The sequence below is a fragment of the Nonomuraea insulae genome (genome assembly GCF_042656245.1).
Genome location: NZ_JBHSPA010000037.1, coordinates 76561 through 93015, shown reverse-complemented (window position 1 = coordinate 93015; position 16455 = coordinate 76561). Strand labels below are relative to the sequence as shown.

15 protein-coding genes and 1 pseudogene are annotated in these 16455 nt (G+C 69.8%); 4 read left to right on the top strand and 12 right to left on the bottom strand.

The features are described from left to right. Positions 1-16 precede the first annotated feature (16 nt). Positions 17-3046, bottom strand: coding sequence for an AfsR/SARP family transcriptional regulator (locus ACFPZ3_RS31680; protein WP_379517953.1), 3030 nt, complete (start codon positions 3044-3046; stop codon positions 17-19). 152 nt (positions 3047-3198) lie between these two features. On the opposite strand from ACFPZ3_RS31680, the gene ACFPZ3_RS31675 reads away from it, so the two are divergent. The 4 genes and pseudogenes from ACFPZ3_RS31675 to ACFPZ3_RS31660 form a co-directional block, all read left to right on the top strand. Next, positions 3199-4200: an NADP-dependent oxidoreductase gene (locus ACFPZ3_RS31675; protein WP_379517952.1), complete on the top strand. Its 1002-nt coding sequence runs from the start codon at positions 3199-3201 to the stop codon at positions 4198-4200. A 55-nt stretch (positions 4201-4255) separates the two neighbouring features. Beyond that, entirely contained in the window at positions 4256-4696 is a 441-nt protein-coding gene (locus ACFPZ3_RS31670; protein ID WP_379517951.1) for a pyridoxamine 5'-phosphate oxidase family protein, read from the top strand. A gap of 962 nt (positions 4697-5658) precedes the next feature. Beyond that, complete coding sequence (locus ACFPZ3_RS31665; RefSeq protein WP_379517950.1) at positions 5659-6786, top strand: integrase core domain-containing protein; 1128 nt, start codon at positions 5659-5661, stop codon at positions 6784-6786. Between the two features lie 126 nt (positions 6787-6912). After that, a pseudogene (locus tag ACFPZ3_RS31660) lies at positions 6913-7101 on the top strand (hypothetical protein); the annotation flags it as partial. Here ACFPZ3_RS31660 and ACFPZ3_RS31655 read toward each other — a convergent pair. The 11 genes from ACFPZ3_RS31655 to ACFPZ3_RS31605 all read right to left on the bottom strand — a co-directional run bounded on the left by ACFPZ3_RS31655 (position 7049) and on the right by ACFPZ3_RS31605 (position 16424). Next, complete coding sequence (locus tag ACFPZ3_RS31655; RefSeq protein ID WP_379517949.1) at positions 7049-7264, bottom strand: biotin/lipoyl-binding carrier protein; 216 nt, start codon at positions 7262-7264, stop codon at positions 7049-7051. The pseudogene ACFPZ3_RS31660 and the gene ACFPZ3_RS31655 overlap by 53 nt on opposite strands. Continuing rightward, positions 7242-8636 (bottom strand): acetyl-CoA carboxylase biotin carboxylase subunit, encoded by a 1395-nt coding sequence (locus tag ACFPZ3_RS31650; RefSeq protein WP_379518007.1) that lies wholly within the window; start codon positions 8634-8636, stop codon positions 7242-7244. The genes ACFPZ3_RS31655 and ACFPZ3_RS31650 overlap by 23 nt, the downstream gene beginning before the upstream one ends. Further along, the gene (locus tag ACFPZ3_RS31645) at positions 8636-9418 is read right to left on the bottom strand and encodes a LamB/YcsF family protein (RefSeq protein WP_379517948.1); all 783 of its coding nucleotides are present in this window, start codon (positions 9416-9418) and stop codon (positions 8636-8638) included. The genes ACFPZ3_RS31650 and ACFPZ3_RS31645 overlap by 1 nt, the downstream gene beginning before the upstream one ends. Next, the gene (locus ACFPZ3_RS31640) at positions 9418-10410 is read right to left on the bottom strand and encodes a 5-oxoprolinase/urea amidolyase family protein (RefSeq protein WP_379517947.1); all 993 of its coding nucleotides are present in this window, start codon (positions 10408-10410) and stop codon (positions 9418-9420) included. The genes ACFPZ3_RS31645 and ACFPZ3_RS31640 overlap by 1 nt, the downstream gene beginning before the upstream one ends. Beyond that, entirely contained in the window at positions 10410-11372 is a 963-nt protein-coding gene (locus ACFPZ3_RS31635; protein WP_379517946.1) for a 5-oxoprolinase subunit B family protein, read from the bottom strand. Before ACFPZ3_RS31635 ends, ACFPZ3_RS31640 begins: the two co-directional genes overlap by 1 nt. A gap of 73 nt (positions 11373-11445) precedes the next feature. Beyond that, a complete protein-coding gene (locus ACFPZ3_RS31630; RefSeq protein ID WP_379517945.1) occupies positions 11446-12183 on the bottom strand; it encodes an SDR family NAD(P)-dependent oxidoreductase in 738 nt (245 codons plus the stop codon). A gap of 40 nt (positions 12184-12223) precedes the next feature. Beyond that, the gene (locus ACFPZ3_RS31625; RefSeq protein ID WP_379517944.1) at positions 12224-13009 is read right to left on the bottom strand and encodes an SDR family NAD(P)-dependent oxidoreductase; all 786 of its coding nucleotides are present in this window, start codon (positions 13007-13009) and stop codon (positions 12224-12226) included. Between the two features lie 75 nt (positions 13010-13084). Further along, positions 13085-14119, bottom strand: coding sequence for an asparaginase (locus ACFPZ3_RS31620; protein ID WP_379517943.1), 1035 nt, complete (start codon positions 14117-14119; stop codon positions 13085-13087). Positions 14120-14127: 8 nt separating this feature from the next. Further along, complete coding sequence (locus ACFPZ3_RS31615; protein WP_379517942.1) at positions 14128-15057, bottom strand: CobW family GTP-binding protein; 930 nt, start codon at positions 15055-15057, stop codon at positions 14128-14130. A 65-nt stretch (positions 15058-15122) separates the two neighbouring features. After that, entirely contained in the window at positions 15123-15431 is a 309-nt protein-coding gene (locus ACFPZ3_RS31610; protein ID WP_379517941.1) for a hypothetical protein, read from the bottom strand. Between the two features lie 81 nt (positions 15432-15512). After that, positions 15513-16424, bottom strand: a complete 912-nt coding sequence (locus ACFPZ3_RS31605) for a polysaccharide deacetylase family protein (RefSeq protein ID WP_379517940.1) — start codon at positions 16422-16424, stop codon at positions 15513-15515. Positions 16425-16455 lie beyond the last annotated feature (31 nt).

The window sequence follows — 16455 nt, the reverse complement described above, 5'->3', positions numbered from 1 at the left end:
CACGATCGGCTGGGGGTCAGCGCATGGACGCCTCCTCGCCCAGCGCCGCGCGAACAGTGGCGGCGATCCGGTCGACGTCGCCGCGTTCTGCGGGCGGCAGGGGCGCGCCCACCGACTCCCTGAGCGCGGCGGCCTCACTGAGCAGGGCCGCCGCGTCCTCGTAGGCGCCCTCGGCCGCCGCTACCCCGGCCAGCCCTTCCTGGGCCAGGGCGATGGCGCGCGGATCGCCGACCCCGCGGGCCGCGGCAAGCCCCTCCAGGTGCAGTGACCTGGCCGCGGCGGAGTCGCCGCGCTGCTCGGCGATGAAGCCGAGCTCGGCCAGCAGCAGCGTCATCCCGTAGAAGGGCACGCCGTAGTCGGCTTCCAGACGGCGGTTCCAGGCCAGGGACTGCTGGAAGAGCCGCTCCGCCGTGTGGAGGTCGCCGGAGCGGCGGGCCACGAGGCCGAGGCCGACCCGGGCGAATTCCTCGGCGAAGCTGTTGGACTGCTCGGCCGCCAGGCGCATGCCCCGCTCGTGGAGCTCCCGGGATCCGTCCAGATCCCCGGTCAGCAGGGCAAGCCGGCCGAGGCTGGACAGCTGGTAGGACGCGTCGGTCCACAGCCTCAGGTCCTCGGCGACGCGCAGGCCCTCACGGTGCAGGCGGGCTGCGTACTCGTAGTCGCCGGTGATCTCGGCGAGATAGCCGAGCATGTCGGAGGCCTGCAGCCGTCCCCAGCCATCGCCCAGCTCACCGAAAATGGTCAAACTCTCGCTGCCGGACCGCTTGGCGAGGGCGTGGTCGCCCTGGAACATCGCCTGCTTGGCGCGACCCGCCAACGCCGCGGCCTCGCCCCAGCGGTCGCCCACGGCGCGGAAGGCGGCCAGCGCCTCCGTCAGCAGGCCCTCCGCAGTGGCGGCGTTCCCGAAGCTCAGATGTACCAGTGCCAGGAACCAGCGTGACCGTGCGGCGCCGGCCTCCAAGGCCCGCGCCGCGGCACGGCTGCGCTCCAGCAGGTCGGTGCCGTCGCCGCTCAGCATGGCGAACCCGGCCTCCCACGCGGCCGCCTTCGAGCACTTCGCGCCGGGCAGCGCCATGGCCGCGGTGAAGGAGGCGCGGCCCTCGCGGTACCTGCCGCGCAGGTACCAGTACCACGCCAGGGCGTCGGCCAGGCGCAGTGCCAGCGCGGAGTCGGTGGTGTGTTCGAGCGTGGCGCGCAGGTTGGGTGCCTCGGCGTCCAGGCGGTCCAGCCACTGGCGCTGGGCGGGACCGTAAAGGTGGGGCCTGGCCTGTTCGGCCAGCTCGGTGTAGTAGAGATCGCGCCGCTGGAAGAGGGGGTCGCCGGGGGCGAGCCGTTCAAGGCAGTAGGCGGCGATCGATTCCAGCAGCCGGTAGCGGATCCCGCCGGAGGATTCGACCATCGACCTGGCCACCAGCTGGTCCAGCAGGTCGGCCACGTCCAGTCCGGCGCCTGTGCAGACCGCCTCGGCCGCCTCCAGGGTGCAGCCTCCCGGGTGGATGGCCAGCCGGAGCAGGATCAGCCGCTGTTGCTCGGTGAGCTGCTCCCAGCTCCAGTCGATCACCGCGCGCAGGGTCTGCTGGCGGGCGGGCCGTCCCCGGCCCGAGACGGTGAGCAGGTGGAAGCGGTCGTCCAGCCGGTCGGCCACGCCGCGCACGCCCAGCGCGCGTACCCGGGCGGCGGCCAACTCCAGCGCCAGCGGCAGGCCGTCCAGCCTCCTGCAGATCGCCGCCACCGAGGGCGCGTTCGCCTCGTCCAGCACGAACCCGGGCGCGGCGGCCGCGGCGCGGGCCACGAACAGTTGTACGGAGCCGGCCTGCGCCGGATCCGCTCCGGGCACCGGAAGCTCAAGCGGCGCCACCGCGTACAACGTCTCTCCCGGGAGCGCCAGCGCCTCCTGGCTGGTGGTCAGCACGCTCAGGTCCGGGGCGGCCCGTAGCAGCAGGTCCACCAGCTCGGCGACCGGTTCGATCATGTGCTCGCAGTTGTCCAGGACGAGTAGCAGCCGCCGGCCGCGCAGGGCGTCGGCGAGCCGGTGCGCCAGGTCGGCCGGTCGCACGCCTGGACGCGAACCGCTCGCCGTGTCGTCGCGGACGTCCAGTCCGGCGGCCACCACCTCGGCCACGGTCGCGCTCTCGCCCGAGGTGCCCGCCAGCTCGACCAGCCACACCCCGTCGGGAAAGGCGTCGACGGCGAGGTCGGCGACCGCCAGGGCGAGTCTGGTCTTGCCGACACCGCCCGGACCCGTCAGCGTGACCAAGCGTGCCGAGCCGAGCAGGGCGCCGATCTCGGCCACGGACTGCTCGCGGCCGATCAGCCCGGTGAGGGGGGCGGGGAGGTTCGTGCGCGGGCGCGCGGGCGCGAGTGAGGGATCCTGGCGCAGCATCGCCTGGTGGAGGGCGGCCAGCTGAGGGCCGGGGTCGAGACCCAGCTCGTCGGCCAGCCGGTACCGCAGGTCGTCGTACCCGCTCAGGGCCTCCGCCTGCCGTCCCGACCGGTAGAGGGCGCGCAGGTGGGTGGCGCGCAGGCGTTCGCGCATCGGGTGCGCGGCCACCAGTTCGCCCAGCTCGTCGGCCAGCAGGGTGTGCTCACCCAGCTCCAGCCGTACCTCCGCCTGCTCCTCCAGCGCGGTCAAGCGCTGCTCCTCCAGCCGGGTGGCGGCGGTCCGGGCGAACTCCTCGTCGCGGAAGTCGGCGTAGGCGGGGCCGCGCCACAGTGCCAGCGCGTCCGACAACAGCTCGGCCCTTGCCCGCGGATCAGTGCTGGCGCGGGCGAGGTCGAGCAGCGCAGCGAAACGGGCAGCGTCCACGTCGGTGGCGCGCAGGACGTAACCCGGCGTCTGGAAGGCCACCAGGTCGCGCCCTCCCGGTTCGGCCTGCTCCAGGGCACGGCGCAGCTGGGACACCTTGGTCTGCAGCGTGTTGACGGGATTGCCCGGCGGGTCGTCTCCCCACAGGTCCTCGGCCAGACGGTCGGCCGACACCGCACGCCCCTCGTGGGCCAGCAGGTCGGCAAGCAATGCCCGGACCTTCACCTCGGGGACCCGCACGGGCCGTCCGTCGTCAGTCCACACCGAAAGGTGGCCAAGTACACCGAATCGCACCAGGTCACCGTACCCGCAGCGAACCCCCAGTCGATCGTGCGCGCCCCTGTCCAGAGTGGAGCCCAGCACAAGAGAGCACCACGAGTGAGGAGCACACCATGACCGTGAACCGTGAGATCCACCTGGCCGCCCGCCCCGTCGGCGAGCCCGGCGCGGAGAACTTCGAGCTGGTCGCCACCGCGCTGCCCGAGCTTGCCGAGGGCCAGGTCCTGGTCCGCAACACCTGGATGTCGGTCGATCCCTACATGCGCAAGCGGATGCACGACACCGATTCCTACCTGCCCTTGTTCCAGCTCGGCGCCCCCCTGGACGGTTCGGCGATCGGCGAGGTCGTCGCCTCACGCTCGGCCGACATCCCGGTGGGCGCGACCGTCGTGCACTTCCTCGGCTGGCGCGAGTACGCCGTGGTGGACGCCGCCGCCGTGACCGTCGCCGACCTCGCCCTGGCCCCCGCCGAGGCGTGGCTGGGCGCGCTGGGCCCCACCGGACTGACCGCCTACGTGGCCCTGACCCACGTGGCCCCCGTACGAGAGGGCGACGTGGTCTTCGTCTCGGCAGCGGCCGGAGCGGTCGGCAGCGTCGCCGGGCAACTCGCCCGCGAGCTCGGGGCCTCCCGCGTGATCGGCTCCGCTGGCGGGACGCTGAAGGCCAAGAAGCTCGTGCAGGACTTCGGCTACGACGCCGCGATCGACTACCATGCCGGTTCACTCGCCGGGCAACTGGCCGAGGTCGCCCCCGAGGGCATCGATGTCTACGTCGACCACGTCGGCGGCGACCACCTGGTGGCGGCCATCGACGCACTGCGTCACGGCGGCAGGATCGCGATGGTGGGCGCGATCAGCTCCTACAACGCCACCGAGCCGGTCCCCGGCCCGAGCAACCTGTTCACCCTGGCCGCCAAGGACGCCACCCTGCGCGGCATGCTGATCAACTCCTACCTCCACCTGTTCCCCGAATGGATCGCGAAGGCGGCCGGCTGGCTGGCCGACGGCTCCCTGCACACCGAGCTGACCGTGGCCGAGGGCATCGAGCGGGCGCCCGCCGCGTTCCTGGACATGATGCGCGGCGGCAACGTCGGCAAGATGCTCGTCAGGCTCTGACCCACCTCGGGCCCGACCCGCAGCTTTCACAGAGCAATGAACAAGGGAGCAGATCATGTCAACGAAACTGACCACGGCCGAGCGGGAGAGTTTTCTCGCCGACACCCATATCGGGGTGCTGAGCGTGGCCGGTTCCGGCGGGCGGCCGCCCATGGCGGTGCCCATCTGGTACGGCTACGAGCCCGGCGGCGAGCTCACGTTCGCCACGAGCCCCGACAGCGTCAAGATGGCGCTGATCCGCGAGGCGGGCCAGATCGGATTCACGGCCCAGCAGGAGGCTATGCCGTACAGGTACGTGTCCATCGAAGGGATCGTTGTGGGGTACGAGCCGACCGATGCGGACGAGTATCGCAGGTGGTCAATTCGCTACCTCGGCCCGGAGGCGGGCGAGCGGTTCTTCGACGACATCAAGGACTACGTGCGGACGATGGTGACCGTGCGGGTGCGTCCCGAGCGGTGGCGAACTTACGACTTCGGCAAGGAATTCAGCGGCTAGTGTCCGGGGGGCGAACCATGCCGGCATCCTGCGCGGAGACCTCGGCGTCGTCGGCGCAGACGATCAGGAACCGCGCCGTTGTTCCCCACCCTCGCTGAACTCCCGCCGTCCCGTCTTCTGACTGCGACAAATAGCGATCCCGGAATCACGTCATCAAGCGATCCAAGTCACAAACCAGAGGCCAGGTGAGGCGTCTGTCGATCATGGTAATGGGTTCGCCGCAGTAAATCCGGCATTTACTGCGGCAAGACGCTTGTCCTCCGCTCCTCGGCAACCAGTGCGGCATCTACGGCCTGGCGGCTGCGGATCAGATTGTCGGCGGCGTCTGCGAACCTGCCAGGTGTCGGCGATCTCCGTGCACCTGGAGGCACCTGTGCCAGCGCCACTTGACCCCCACGTCGCCGAGGCCCGCATGCGCGCCAAAGGGTGGATCCCGACCGTTCCCTTTCCTGGCGCGGACAAGCCCTGGCCGGGCTACTGCGCAACGTGCCGGCAGCCGAGATCTCCGCGATACAGCAACGTGTGCTCGCCGAGCTCAACTCAGGGACCATGCCGTTCCTGCAGCGGTTCGGAGAAGAAGACGGAGGTGGAGGCGCGTGCAGTAATGGCGCTTCGCGGCCTCGCGCCGACAGTCCCGTACGTGGACAACCGGACGCCCTGGGAATCAGTGTGCGGGAACTGCAAGGGGGTCACGTCCCCCACGTTGTCCAGTGTGAAGAAGGCGATCAAGCAGGGCCAGCCGAAGTGCTGCGACCTGTGCCGGCGAAACGGGCCTATCAGACCCGAACAGGCAGAAGACATGCTCCGGTTGGCAGGCGGAGAACCGCTCGTCCCGTTCCCCGACGTAAAGGCGCGATGGTTGTCGCGGTGCCTCAATCCGGTGTGGGTGCCGAATATTGCGTCACAGGGTTTGATCTGGGGTTTTGCTGTGTTCGATGGCTCGGCTCCGGCAGGATCACAGGGTGACTCTGCGGCTGCTGTACTTGATCGTCTTACGAGCATTTGGCTGGATCGCGCTGCTTGCGCGATCACAGGCGTCCAAGGACGCAGAGATCCTGGTGTTGCGGCATCAGTTGGCTGTGCTCCGGCGCCAGGTCGCCGTTCCCCGGGCGTCGTGGGCGGACCGGGCCATCATTTCCGCGCTCGCGCGACTCCTGTCCCGACGCCGCCGATGTCACCTGTTCGTCACCCCGCGGACGCTCCTGCGCTGGCACGCCGACCTGGTGAAGCGACGTTGGACCTACCCTAAGCACGGGCCGGGGCGGCCACCGATTCGACCTACCATCCGAGCCCTGGTGCTGCGCCTGGCCGCCGAGAGTCCGGACTGGGGATATCGGCGCATTGCCGGGCAGATCGTCGGCCTGGGCCGGAAGGTGTCCCCGGCCACTGTGTGGGCGATCTTGAAGAAGGCCGGCTTCGATCCAGCTCCCCGGCGCGGTGGTCCGACCTGGGCTCAGTTCCTCAAGGCTCAGGCGTCCGGGATTCTTGCCTGTGACTTCTTTACCGTGGAGACGGTCATGCTCGCGCGGCTGTACTGCTTCGCTGTGGTCGAGCACGCCACGCGGCGGGTGCGCGTGCTGGGGGTCACGGCGAACCCAACCGCCGGCTGGGCCGCCCAGCAGGCCCGCAACCTGATGCTCGACCTGGGCGATCGGATCGGTGACTTCCGGTTTCTGATCAGAGACCGGGACACGAAGTACATCGCTCTGTTCGATGAGGTGTTCACGACCGCGGGCATCCGCGTGGTGCTCACCGCACCACAGGCTCCTCGGATGAACGCCATCATGGAGCGGTGGGTCGGCAGCGTACGGCGCGAGCTGCTCGACCGGATCCTCATCATGAACGAACGCCACCTGCGCAAGGTTCTTGCCGAGTACGAGATCCACTTCAATGGACATCGTCCGCACCGGGCCTTGAAGCAGGCCAGTCCGCTGCGGGCGCTACCCGATCCGGTCGACGCCGACATCGATGTCTCCCGACGAGACCGGCTCCGCGGCTCCACCAACGTTTCCGCAGGAACGATCGTCCCGAAAATCGTTGTCACTTTACGAAGGCTGGCGCCTAGAGGTTGGAGACGCCATTGGCGCTGAGCCGGTCGCGAGTGACCTTGCGGTCGTTGTGCAGCACGGTGATCTCATACCCGAGGAAACGCGCCGCCTGGGTGTGGGCGTGCGTAAATCAGTGTCTTGTCCTGAGACAGCTCCAGCGCGAGTTCGCGGATGGCCGAGCAGGCCGCTGACGCTCTCGGCGCACTCGACCTCCTGGTCAGTAACGCCGGCATTGAACACTTCGGCAGGCTGGAGGAGGTCACCCCCGCCGACTTCGACCGTAGCCTGGAAAGGCAGCGTCTGCTCAGGCGATCTCGGCGATCAGGTCCCCCTCATCGAGGACGTCGCCTTCGCTGACGGCGAGTCTCGTCACCGTGCCTGCGCATTCGGCCTCGACCGGGATCTCCATTTTCATCGATTCGAGGATCACCAGGGTGTCGCCGGCGGCCACGGCGCTGCCTTCGGACACCAGGACCTTCCAGACGTTGGCCGCGATGTCAGCGCTGATCTGCTCGGCCATGTGCCGGCTCCGTTTCAGGTCGGGGGCGTGCGGCACGCATCCGCGTGACGATTGCGGTGCTGTACGTGCCGTCGGCGAAGGAGAGCTCGCCGAGGAGTTCGGTGAAGAACGGCAGATTGTGCTTGGGACCGGCGATGGCGAACGACGCGAGGGCGGAGCGCGCTCGGGCCAGTGCGGCCGCCCGGCTGTCCGCGTGCACGATCACCTTCGCCATAAGGGAGTCGTACGACGGGGTGACCCGGTTGCCCTCGGCGTACCCGGCGTCAACGCGAATGCCCGCGCCGGCCGGTTCGGTCCAGGTGGTGATCAGGCCGGGACCGGGCAGGAAGCGGACCGGGTCCTCGGCGTTCACGCGGAACTCCACCGCGTGGCCACGCGGGCGCAGTGTGGCGAGGTCCACCGACGGAGGCCGCCCGGCCGCGATGCGCAGTTGCTGCTCCACCAGGTCGATTCCCCAAACCGCCTCCGTCACGGGATGCTCGACCTGCAGCCGGGTGTTCATCTCCAGGAAGACGTAGCTCTGCGCGCCCCGCTCGCCGTACACCAGGCACTCCACGGTCCCGGCGTTGCGGTAGCCGACGGCCCTGCCCGCCTGGACGGCCGCGGCGAGCATCTGCTCGCGCAGTTCCGAATCCAGGCCCGGCGAAGGGGCCTCCTCGACGAGTTTCTGGTTGCGGCGCTGCACGGAGCAGTTGCGTTCGCCCAGGGCGACGACCGTGCCGTCGGTGAGACCCAGGATCTGCACCTCGACATGTTTCGCGTCGGGGTAGTAGCGCTCCAGCAGGATGCCGCCTTCGCCGAACATGCGCTCGGCGAAGGCGGAGACCGCCGCGTACTGCTTGCGCAGCCCGTCCTCGTCGTGGACCACGGCCATACCCATGCCGCCTCCGCCGGCGGAGGCCTTCACCATCAGGGGGTAGCCGATCGCCGCCGCGGCGTCGATCGCCGCGGCCACCTCGGTCACCGGTTCGGGCGTGCCCGGTGCGACGGGCATGCCGGCGGCGGCGAACGCGTTTCGTGCGTTGATCTTGTCGCCCATCAGCTCGATGACGGCTGGGGGCGGTCCGACCCAGATCAGGCCCGCCTCCTCCACCTGCCGGGCGAAGTCCGCGTTCTCGGACAGGAAGCCATAGCCCGGGTGGATGGCGACGGCCCCGGTGCGCCGCGCGGCGTCGAGGATCCGGCCCGCATGGCGGTAGGACTCTGCCGGAGCAGCCGGGCCGAGCCCCACCGCCTCGTCCGCCTCGGCGACGAAGGGCAGGCCGGCGTCGGCATCGCTGTGCACGGCGATGGCCCGGATGCCGAGCCGCTTGGCGGTGCCGATGATCCGGCGGGCAATCTCGCCGCGGTTGGCGACGAGCAGGCTCTCCATCACGGCTGCTCTCCGTCGGCAGCCGCGAGGATCTCGGCCAGCGGGACCACGCCGATCCCATGGTCGGCGAGGGCCCGGTGCACCGCCGCCGCGGTCTCCACGCCGTTGGGCGCGTCACCGTGCAGGCAGAGCGAGACGGCCTCGATCTCCAGCTCGGTACCGTCCTGGGCGGTGACCCTCTTCTCCAGCGCCATCCGTACCGCTCGCCGGGCGACCAGCTCCGGATCCCAGGCCAGCTTGACCGGTTCGATGATGAGCGCTCCGGAGCCGTCGTAGTGCAGGTCGGGGAACGCCTCGGGGACGAGCCGGACGCCCTCGGCCGCCACCGCGTCCGCGGTCGCGAGGTTGAGCAGCATCAGCGGTAGCGAGGCGTCGATTTTGGCCACGGCGCGAGCGACCGTGGCCGCCAGGGCGGGGTCCTCCGACGCCATGGCGTACAGCGCGCCGTGCGGTTTGACATGGGCCAGGCGCGCACCGGCGGCGCGAACGAAGGCGTCCAGCGCGCCGAGTTGGTAGAGGCAGTAGTCTTCCAGATCGCGTGGCGGGATGATCATGCGCCGCCGGCCGAAGCCCATCAGGTCCGGGAAGGCGAGATGCGCGCCGATCGCCAGGCCCCTCTCGGCCGCGGCCGCCACCGTACGGCGGATGGTCGGCGGGTCACCTGCGTGGTAGCCGGTGGCGATGTTGACGGACGTGAGGTACGGCATCATGCCGAGGTCGTCGCCCAGCGTCCAGCGGCCGAAGCTCTCACCCATGTCACAGTTGACGTCGATTCGGGGCATCACAGCTCCTCGTAGTTGCGCGGGTCGGTCCTGTCGTCGATGCCGGCGGAGAGCGCCAGCGCCTCCTCCAGCGGCACCTCGCGGAAGCGGATGGTGTCGCGACCGGGCCGGAGCTGACCGATCTTCCACAAACCGGCCTGCACGACGGTGCCGATCACTGTGAACCCGCCCGCGGTCGGTCCGTCCGGGCCGAGGATGACCGGGACGTCGCCGTTGGTGTTGATACCGCCGATCGGATAGCTGCCGTCGAGCACGTTGGACGGGTGGCCGCCGGCCACGCCGCCGGAGGACCGGGCCCACTGGAAGCGGTGGGCGTCCAGCCGGGTTCCGACCCGGTTGGAGTTGAGGTCCACCTTCCATGTGCGCTCCAGCAGGTCCTTCCAGTCCTGTTCGGTGAGGAAGTCGGGGTCGGCGTGCGGCCCGCGCATCACCTCGACCTCCCAGTCGTTCGCCAACGCGGGCCGCAGCGTGTCCGGCAGACGAAGGGGGACGGGCGCGGGTACCGGGCTCCCGTGCAGCACGTCGCCCTTGGCGAGGGCGCGGCCCGCCACGCCACCGATTCCGCCCATGGTGTACGTGGCACGCGACCCCAGCACCACCGGCACGTCGACGCCCCCCGCCACCGCGAGGTACAGCCGGAAGCCGGGACCCTTGATGATCGAGCAGCCGATCGTGTCACCCGGGACCACGCGCACGGTCCGCCACAGCGGCAGGGGTGCATCGTTGAGAGTGATGCGGGAGTTTTCGGCGCCGGCGACTGCGATCGAGGTTTCGGCCAGCACTCGCAGGGTGAGCCGGCCCATGGGAATCTCCAGCGCGGCGGCGTCCGGATCATTGCCGACGAGGGCGTTGGCGATGCGGAAGGACAGGTGGTCCATCGGGCCCGCCGGGAAGAATCCCTTGGACTGCAGCCCGCGGCGCCCGGGATGGTCCTGCACCAGCGTCTGCAGGCCGGGCGAGACGACGTCGAACACTGCGTACGTACCGGTCATCACGGCACCTCCATCTGGGCTGCGGCGACCTCCCGGGCGGTGCGCCGCGTTTCGGCCTCGGCGTGCACGCCGGCGGCACCGGCGAGGTACTCGGAGACGGCGAAGGGATCGTCCTCGATCACGTACTCGTAGCGGTTCTCCAGGACCTCCCGGCGCATCTGGAGGAGTTGCTCCTCGCTGACCGGCACGAAACGCACCCGGTCGCCGGGACGGATCAGCAGCGGGTCGCCACGGAAGACGTCGTGACGCGCGAGGATGTCATAGATCGGCACGGTACGGCCGAACAACTGATAGCCGCCGGGCGCGTCCACAGGGTAGATGGCCACGCACGGGCCGCCGATGCCGACCGCGCCCTCGGCGGTATAGGTGCGGGTGGGGTTGTACTTCGGCACGGTGATGGCGTTGCGCGGGTCGAGCGGGAACATGAACGGCAGGCCGGGGAAGAAGCCGGTGTAGGCGTTCCACCAGGTGGTGCCGGTCACGGTGGCGTACAGCGCCGCGCGGTCGGGCAGGCCGTTGTACTCGACGATGTAGTCGATGTTGGAGTCGTCCCGGACGTTCGGCGCCTCCTGCCGGATGGTGGTGGCATAGCGGCGCACCGCCTCGCGGCTCGCGGAGTCGTCAAAGGCGATCGGCAGGGTGATCAGCCGGCTCGGGATGACGAGCGAGCGCACGGACTGCTGCGCTTCGTGCACCTCCTCCATCGCGTCGATGAGGGTCCTGCGGTCGATGAGCGCGGGCTCGTGGTGCAGCAGCAGCGAGCGGAAGCCGGGTGCCGCCTCCACCAGCCCGGGCACGCGCACTCCGGCGAGTTGGGCGGACACCGCGGTGACGAAGAAGTTCAGCTCCAGGTCCAGCGTCATCTCGCCGTATTCGACGAGCACATGCCGGTCGCCGGCAGCTCGGTAGGTGATGGCCGGCCGGTCGCCCTGGGCGGGCCGGCTGGTGATGATGGCGGTCATGGTTCCTTTCTCAGCGGAGCGCCGCGGTCCTCGACGGCGAGCGTGATCACTCCGGCGTGGCATGTGGTGGACATCAGGGCATGACGTCCCCGGAGTTGGGGCCGAGGGTCTGCCCGACGTAGAGGTTGCCGCCGGGTTCACTCGCCAGCAGGACCGCGGTGGGAGCGACCTCCTCCGGCCGGCCGAACCGGCCCAGAGGGAGCTCGGCTCGCTTGGCGGCCTTCCACTCCTCCGTGATGCCGGCCACGAGTGGGGTCTCGATGGGGCCCGGAGCGATCGCGTTGACCAGCACGTTGTGTTCGGCGACCTCCAGGGCGAGCGACTTGGTGAGCCCGATGACACCGGCCTTGGCGGCGGCGTAATGGGTGAGCGAGTGGCCGCCCTTGATGCCGAGCTGCGAGGCGATGTTGATGACGCGGCCCCATCGCCGTCCGATCATGTGGGGGACGACGTGGCGGCAGCACAGGAAGACCCCGGTGAGATCCACCGCGATCGTCTCCGTCCACGTCCGCAGGTCCAACTCCACCAGCGGCGCCTCGGTGAGGATGCCGGCGGAGTTGACGAGAACGTCGATCCTGCCCAGCCGCTCCATCGCGGCTTCGACGGCCGCCGCCACAGACGTCTCGTCACTCACGTCGACCGCGACATGGCCGGCCGCACCGGCCTGCGCGGAGACCTTGGCCGCCAGCTCCGCGTCGCGGTCGGCGATGACGACCTCGGCCCCCTCCCGGACGTAGGCGTCGACGATGGCGCGGCCGATCCCGCTCGCGCCTCCGGTGACGAACGCGGTCCTGCCCGCGAGAACCGGCATGAGATCCCTTTTCGCTCGTTCCGACATAGGTGCGTTCATCTCAAGCGGGCATGCGCACGGTGAGTCCACCGTCGACGACGACGGCCTGACCGGTGACGTACTCGGCGTCGTCGGAGGTGAGGAACCGGATCACGGACGCCACCTCCTCAGGTCGTCCGACGCGGCCCCAGGGGATGTCCTCGCCCGCGCGGGCCAATCCCTGCGGGCCGAGCGAGTTCACCGGGTCGGAGGACTGCGGGGTGACGATCAGCCCTGGGATCACGGCGTTCACCCGGATGCGCCTGGATGCGAGTTCCACCGCCAGGCTGCGGCACAGGCCGACCACCCCGGCCTTGGCCGCGGCGTAATGCGCGTGCTCTCCCCAGCCGTACACGCCGCCAGCTATCGAGGAGACGGCGACCAGCGCGCCGTCACCTTCCATGCGCGCGGCCGCCGAGCGGAAGGTGCGCAGCACACCGGTCAGGTCCACCTGCAACATGTCGTCCCAGGCGTCGTCGGTAAGGTCCGCGAGCGCGGCCTTGCGCAGCACGCCCGCGTTGGCCACCGCCACGTCGAGGCGGCCCCATTCGTCAATGGCGCGCTGCGCGAACGCCTCGACCTGCGCGGCGTCGCGCACGTCCACCTCATGCACGACGCACTCGCCCCCGGAGTCCTTGACCAGCCGGGCGGTCTCGGCGGGGTCGTGCGGGTCGCCGGGGTAGGAGCCCACCACGGTCCGTACTCCCTGGGCGGCGTAGGCCACGGCCAGGGCACGTCCGATGCCGCTGGCGGCACCGGTGATGATGGCGACCCGGCCAGGGAGGCCGGGCGGGATGGAAGATGTCATGTCGACCTCCAGTGGTGACGGGTATGGGCGGCGAACGGTCTGCTCAGGCGACGGTCTGCTCAGGCGACGGTCTGCTCAGGCAACGGCGTGCGCCGTGACGGACGCGTCGACCTGCTCGAAGGCGACTCGCACGGCGTTGGGGCCGGCTCCGGCCGCCAGTAGCAGGCTCAGCAGCACCCGGGCCTTCAGGCCGTCGAGGAAGCCCGCCGGGATGAGTCCCCGGGAGCGGAGGTCCCGCTCGGAGCCGGGGAAGCCGTAGGTCTCCCGCAGCAGCTCGCCGCCACCGGTGCGCGAGGCCAGGACCACGGGCAATCGCCCGGCCAGCCGTTCGAGCGCCGGGACCACGCGGGCGGGCACATGGCCGCCGCCGAACGCCTCGACGACCAGGCCGGAGTATCCGAGAGCCGCCACCTGCTCGACCAAGCGGGAGTCGTCACCGATGGCGCACTTGAGCAGCGCCACCGCCGGAATCTCCGCGTCGATGGCGCCCGGTTTGCCCTGCAACTCGGACGCGCGGAAGGCGATGCGGGGCCGCCCCTCCGCCATCCAGCCGATCGGACCGGCGGTCGGGGAGTGGAAGGTCGCCGGGCTGGAGGTGTGGGTCTTGCGCACGAAGCGGGCGGCGTGGATCTCGTCGTTGAACACGACCAGCGTGCCGAGCCCGGTCGCCTGCGGGGACGCCGCCACCTGCACCGCGGCGAGCAGGTTGGCCGGGCCGTCGGGGCCGGCGAGGGTGGGGTTACGCATGGCTCCGGTCACGACCACGGGTCGTGGGCCGCATACCAGCAGGTCAAGGGCGAAGGAGGTCTCTTCGATGGTGTCCGTGCCCTGGGTGACGACCACTCCCGCGACGCCGGCCTCGAAGCGTTTTGTGATCTCCGCGGCCAGGGAGACGAGGTCGCGCAGGGTGAGGTCGCCGGACGACGTCTGGCGGAACGCCACCGTCTCCAGCTCGGCGGTCTCCCGCAGCTGGGGAACCGAGTCCACGAGTTGCCTGGCACCCAGCCGAGGCGTCACCCCGGCGTTGGCACCGCCGGAGTCGTTCGTCGAGGCGATGGTCCCGCCGAGGGAGAAGACCGTCACCCGGGGCAGTCCCGCCTGAACTGTCACAGTTTCCTTCACTTTCGGTTGATGGTGAGAAAGGTGTGGAAAGAGCGCTCGAGCAGCTTGGTGTCGATGTCGCGAACGATGAAAACCAGCCGTGTGCCGGGAGGGACCGGACCGTCCAGGTGCTCGGGCCGGTGGACGATGTGCTGGACGCCGTTGAGGGCCACCGGCCCGACTCCCTGGATGTCGAGCACGCCTTTGACGCGCAGCACATCGCCGCCGTGGGTGTGCAGCAGCAGGCTCAGCCATACGGAGAAGGCCTGCCAGTCGAGGGGCTCGCCGGTCACCACCTCGAGCGTGGAGACGCCGGTGGTGTGGGCGGCGTCGGACACGGGCGGGCCGGTCGGCTCGCTCCGAGCCGATACCGCCGCCTCGGCGCGCAGCAGTTCACCGCTCGCGGTGACGCTCACGCCCGCGGACGGGTTCAGCTGTTGCAGTGCCCGGACCAGCTCGTTCACCTTGCCGGGCGCGACGAGATCCGCTTTCGTGACGACGACCTCGTCGGCCGCCAGGAGCTGACGAAGGGCGATGTCGTGCTGCTCGATGCCGCCCAGGCCGGTCAGGGCGTCGACAGTGACGCAGACGCGGGCCAGCGCGTAGTGGTGCTTCAGGACCGGGTCGTGCGCGACGGTGAAGGCGATGGGCCCGGGGTCGGCGAGCCCGCTGGTCTCGATGACGACGTGATCCCGGCGCGGACCGCCTCCGCGCTGCTCGACGTCGAGCAGGCCGGCCAGGGACAGGGCGAGGTCGTCCAGCCGGGTGCAGCAGGCGCAGCCGCCCGCCAGGACGACCGGGCGCTCCTCGCCAGTGGTGAGGAGAACGTCGTCCACCATCGCTTGACCGAAGTCGTTGAGGATCACCGCGGGTGCGTTCGCCCCGGCGCGGGCCAGCACGCGGCGCAGCAACGTCGTCTTGCCCGAGCCGAGGAAGCCGCTGAGCAACGTCACTCCACGCCGGCCCTGCCCGGATGGGCCGGTCCGCGTGAGGGCGGGCGACCGCAGGAGACTCACGTGTCCGCCGAACCACGTGCCAGTGCTTCAAGCAGCGCCGGATCGAGCACATCGATGCGCCGGGAGCTCAGTCTCTGGGCCGCACGCCACACTGCGGGCAGGCCGGCGGCGATCTCCGCGGCGCCCTTGCGGTCCGCGATCAAGCAGTGCGGGCCGGTTCTCGGATCGGACACAGTGAGGCCATAAGGAGCCAGGACGGCCGCCAGGAGGCGCATGCGCCGATAGCGCGAGCGGCTGGGCACCGCGTCAGAAAGCCCGTCCGACCAGTGGTCCTCCGGGATCAGCTCATAGCACAACACACACATGGAATCGCTTGTCCTTCGCCTCTTCCGGCCTGTCCAGGGGCGGGGCCGGGTGGCCGTGACCGACCAAGCCCCGCCTCGCGGTCAGGAACCGGGCATGAACGGGCTGCCCTTGGCCCCGGGGAAGGCGTAGCGCCGGCGGAAGTCGTCCGCCGCCTCCTCCATGGTCACCCAGCTGACGCCCTCATGGCCGCTGATGTACTCGATCAGGCGTTCGAGCATGAGCAGCACCTGCGGCCGACCGGCGACGTCCGGGTGGATGGTGAAGGCGAAGACCCCGTAGTCCTGCTCCCGATACACCCAGTCGAACTGGTCCCGCCACCATGACTCGACGTCGCGGGGGTTGACCCAGCCGGCGCTGTTCGGGGACTTCTTGATGAACATCATCGGCGGCAGGTCGTCCATGTACCAGTTGGCACCGATCTCGACCAGGTCGATGACCTCACCGCGCTCCAGCGGCGTCATCCAGGTGCTGGCCTCCTGCGAATAGTCGATCTTGGTCCAGCTGTCACCGACGCGGGCGTAGAACGGCATGAAGTCGTGGAAGCCCTGGCTGTGGTCGTACGTGAACCCGTACTTCTTCAGCAGCGACGCGGTGATGTTGGACATCTCCCACCAAGGCGCCACGTAGCCGCGAGGAGCTCTCCCGCTGACCTTCTCGATGAGATCGACGCAGTAGGAAAGGACGTCCTCCTCCTGCTTGGGAGTCATGGCGATCGGGTTTTCGTGGGAATAGCCGTGCGCACCGATCTCGTGACCCGCATCGACGATCTTCTTGACCGAGTCGGGAAAGGTCTCGATCGAGTGACCGGGGATGAACCAGGTCGCAGGGAGGTCGTACTTCTTGAAAAGATTCAGCACACGCGGGGTCCCGACTTCACCGGAGAACATTCCCCGCTGGATGTCCGACGGCGAGTCCTCGCCACCGTACGAGCCGAGCCATCCTCCGACGGCGTCGATGTCGACGCCGAATACACATTTGATGTCCTTGGGCATGTAGATCTCCTCCTAGAGGGCGAACACCCCG

Bases quoted from the DNA above. Each gene is read 5' to 3' on its own strand.
- ACFPZ3_RS31645 (WP_379517948.1), bottom strand. From the start codon at position 9,418: ATGCCCCGAATCGACGTCAACTGTGACATGGGTGAGAGCTTCGGCCGC.
- ACFPZ3_RS31640 (WP_379517947.1), bottom strand. From the start codon at position 10,410: ATGACCGGTACGTACGCAGTGTTCGACGTCGTCTCGCCCGGCCTGCAG.
- ACFPZ3_RS31675 (WP_379517952.1), top strand. From the start codon at position 3,199: ATGACCGTGAACCGTGAGATCCACCTGGCCGCCCGCCCCGTCGGCGAG.
- ACFPZ3_RS31630 (WP_379517945.1), bottom strand. From the start codon at position 12,183: ATGCCGGTTCTCGCGGGCAGGACCGCGTTCGTCACCGGAGGCGCGAGC.
- ACFPZ3_RS31625 (WP_379517944.1), bottom strand. From the start codon at position 13,009: ATGACATCTTCCATCCCGCCCGGCCTCCCTGGCCGGGTCGCCATCATC.
- ACFPZ3_RS31635 (WP_379517946.1), bottom strand. From the start codon at position 11,372: ATGACCGCCATCATCACCAGCCGGCCCGCCCAGGGCGACCGGCCGGCC.
- ACFPZ3_RS31610 (WP_379517941.1), bottom strand. From the start codon at position 15,431: ATGTGTGTGTTGTGCTATGAGCTGATCCCGGAGGACCACTGGTCGGAC.
- ACFPZ3_RS31670 (WP_379517951.1), top strand. From the start codon at position 4,256: ATGTCAACGAAACTGACCACGGCCGAGCGGGAGAGTTTTCTCGCCGAC.
- ACFPZ3_RS31655 (WP_379517949.1), bottom strand. From the start codon at position 7,264: ATGGCCGAGCAGATCAGCGCTGACATCGCGGCCAACGTCTGGAAGGTC.
- ACFPZ3_RS31650 (WP_379518007.1), bottom strand. From the start codon at position 8,636: ATGGAGAGCCTGCTCGTCGCCAACCGCGGCGAGATTGCCCGCCGGATC.
- ACFPZ3_RS31605 (WP_379517940.1), bottom strand. From the start codon at position 16,424: ATGCCCAAGGACATCAAATGTGTATTCGGCGTCGACATCGACGCCGTC.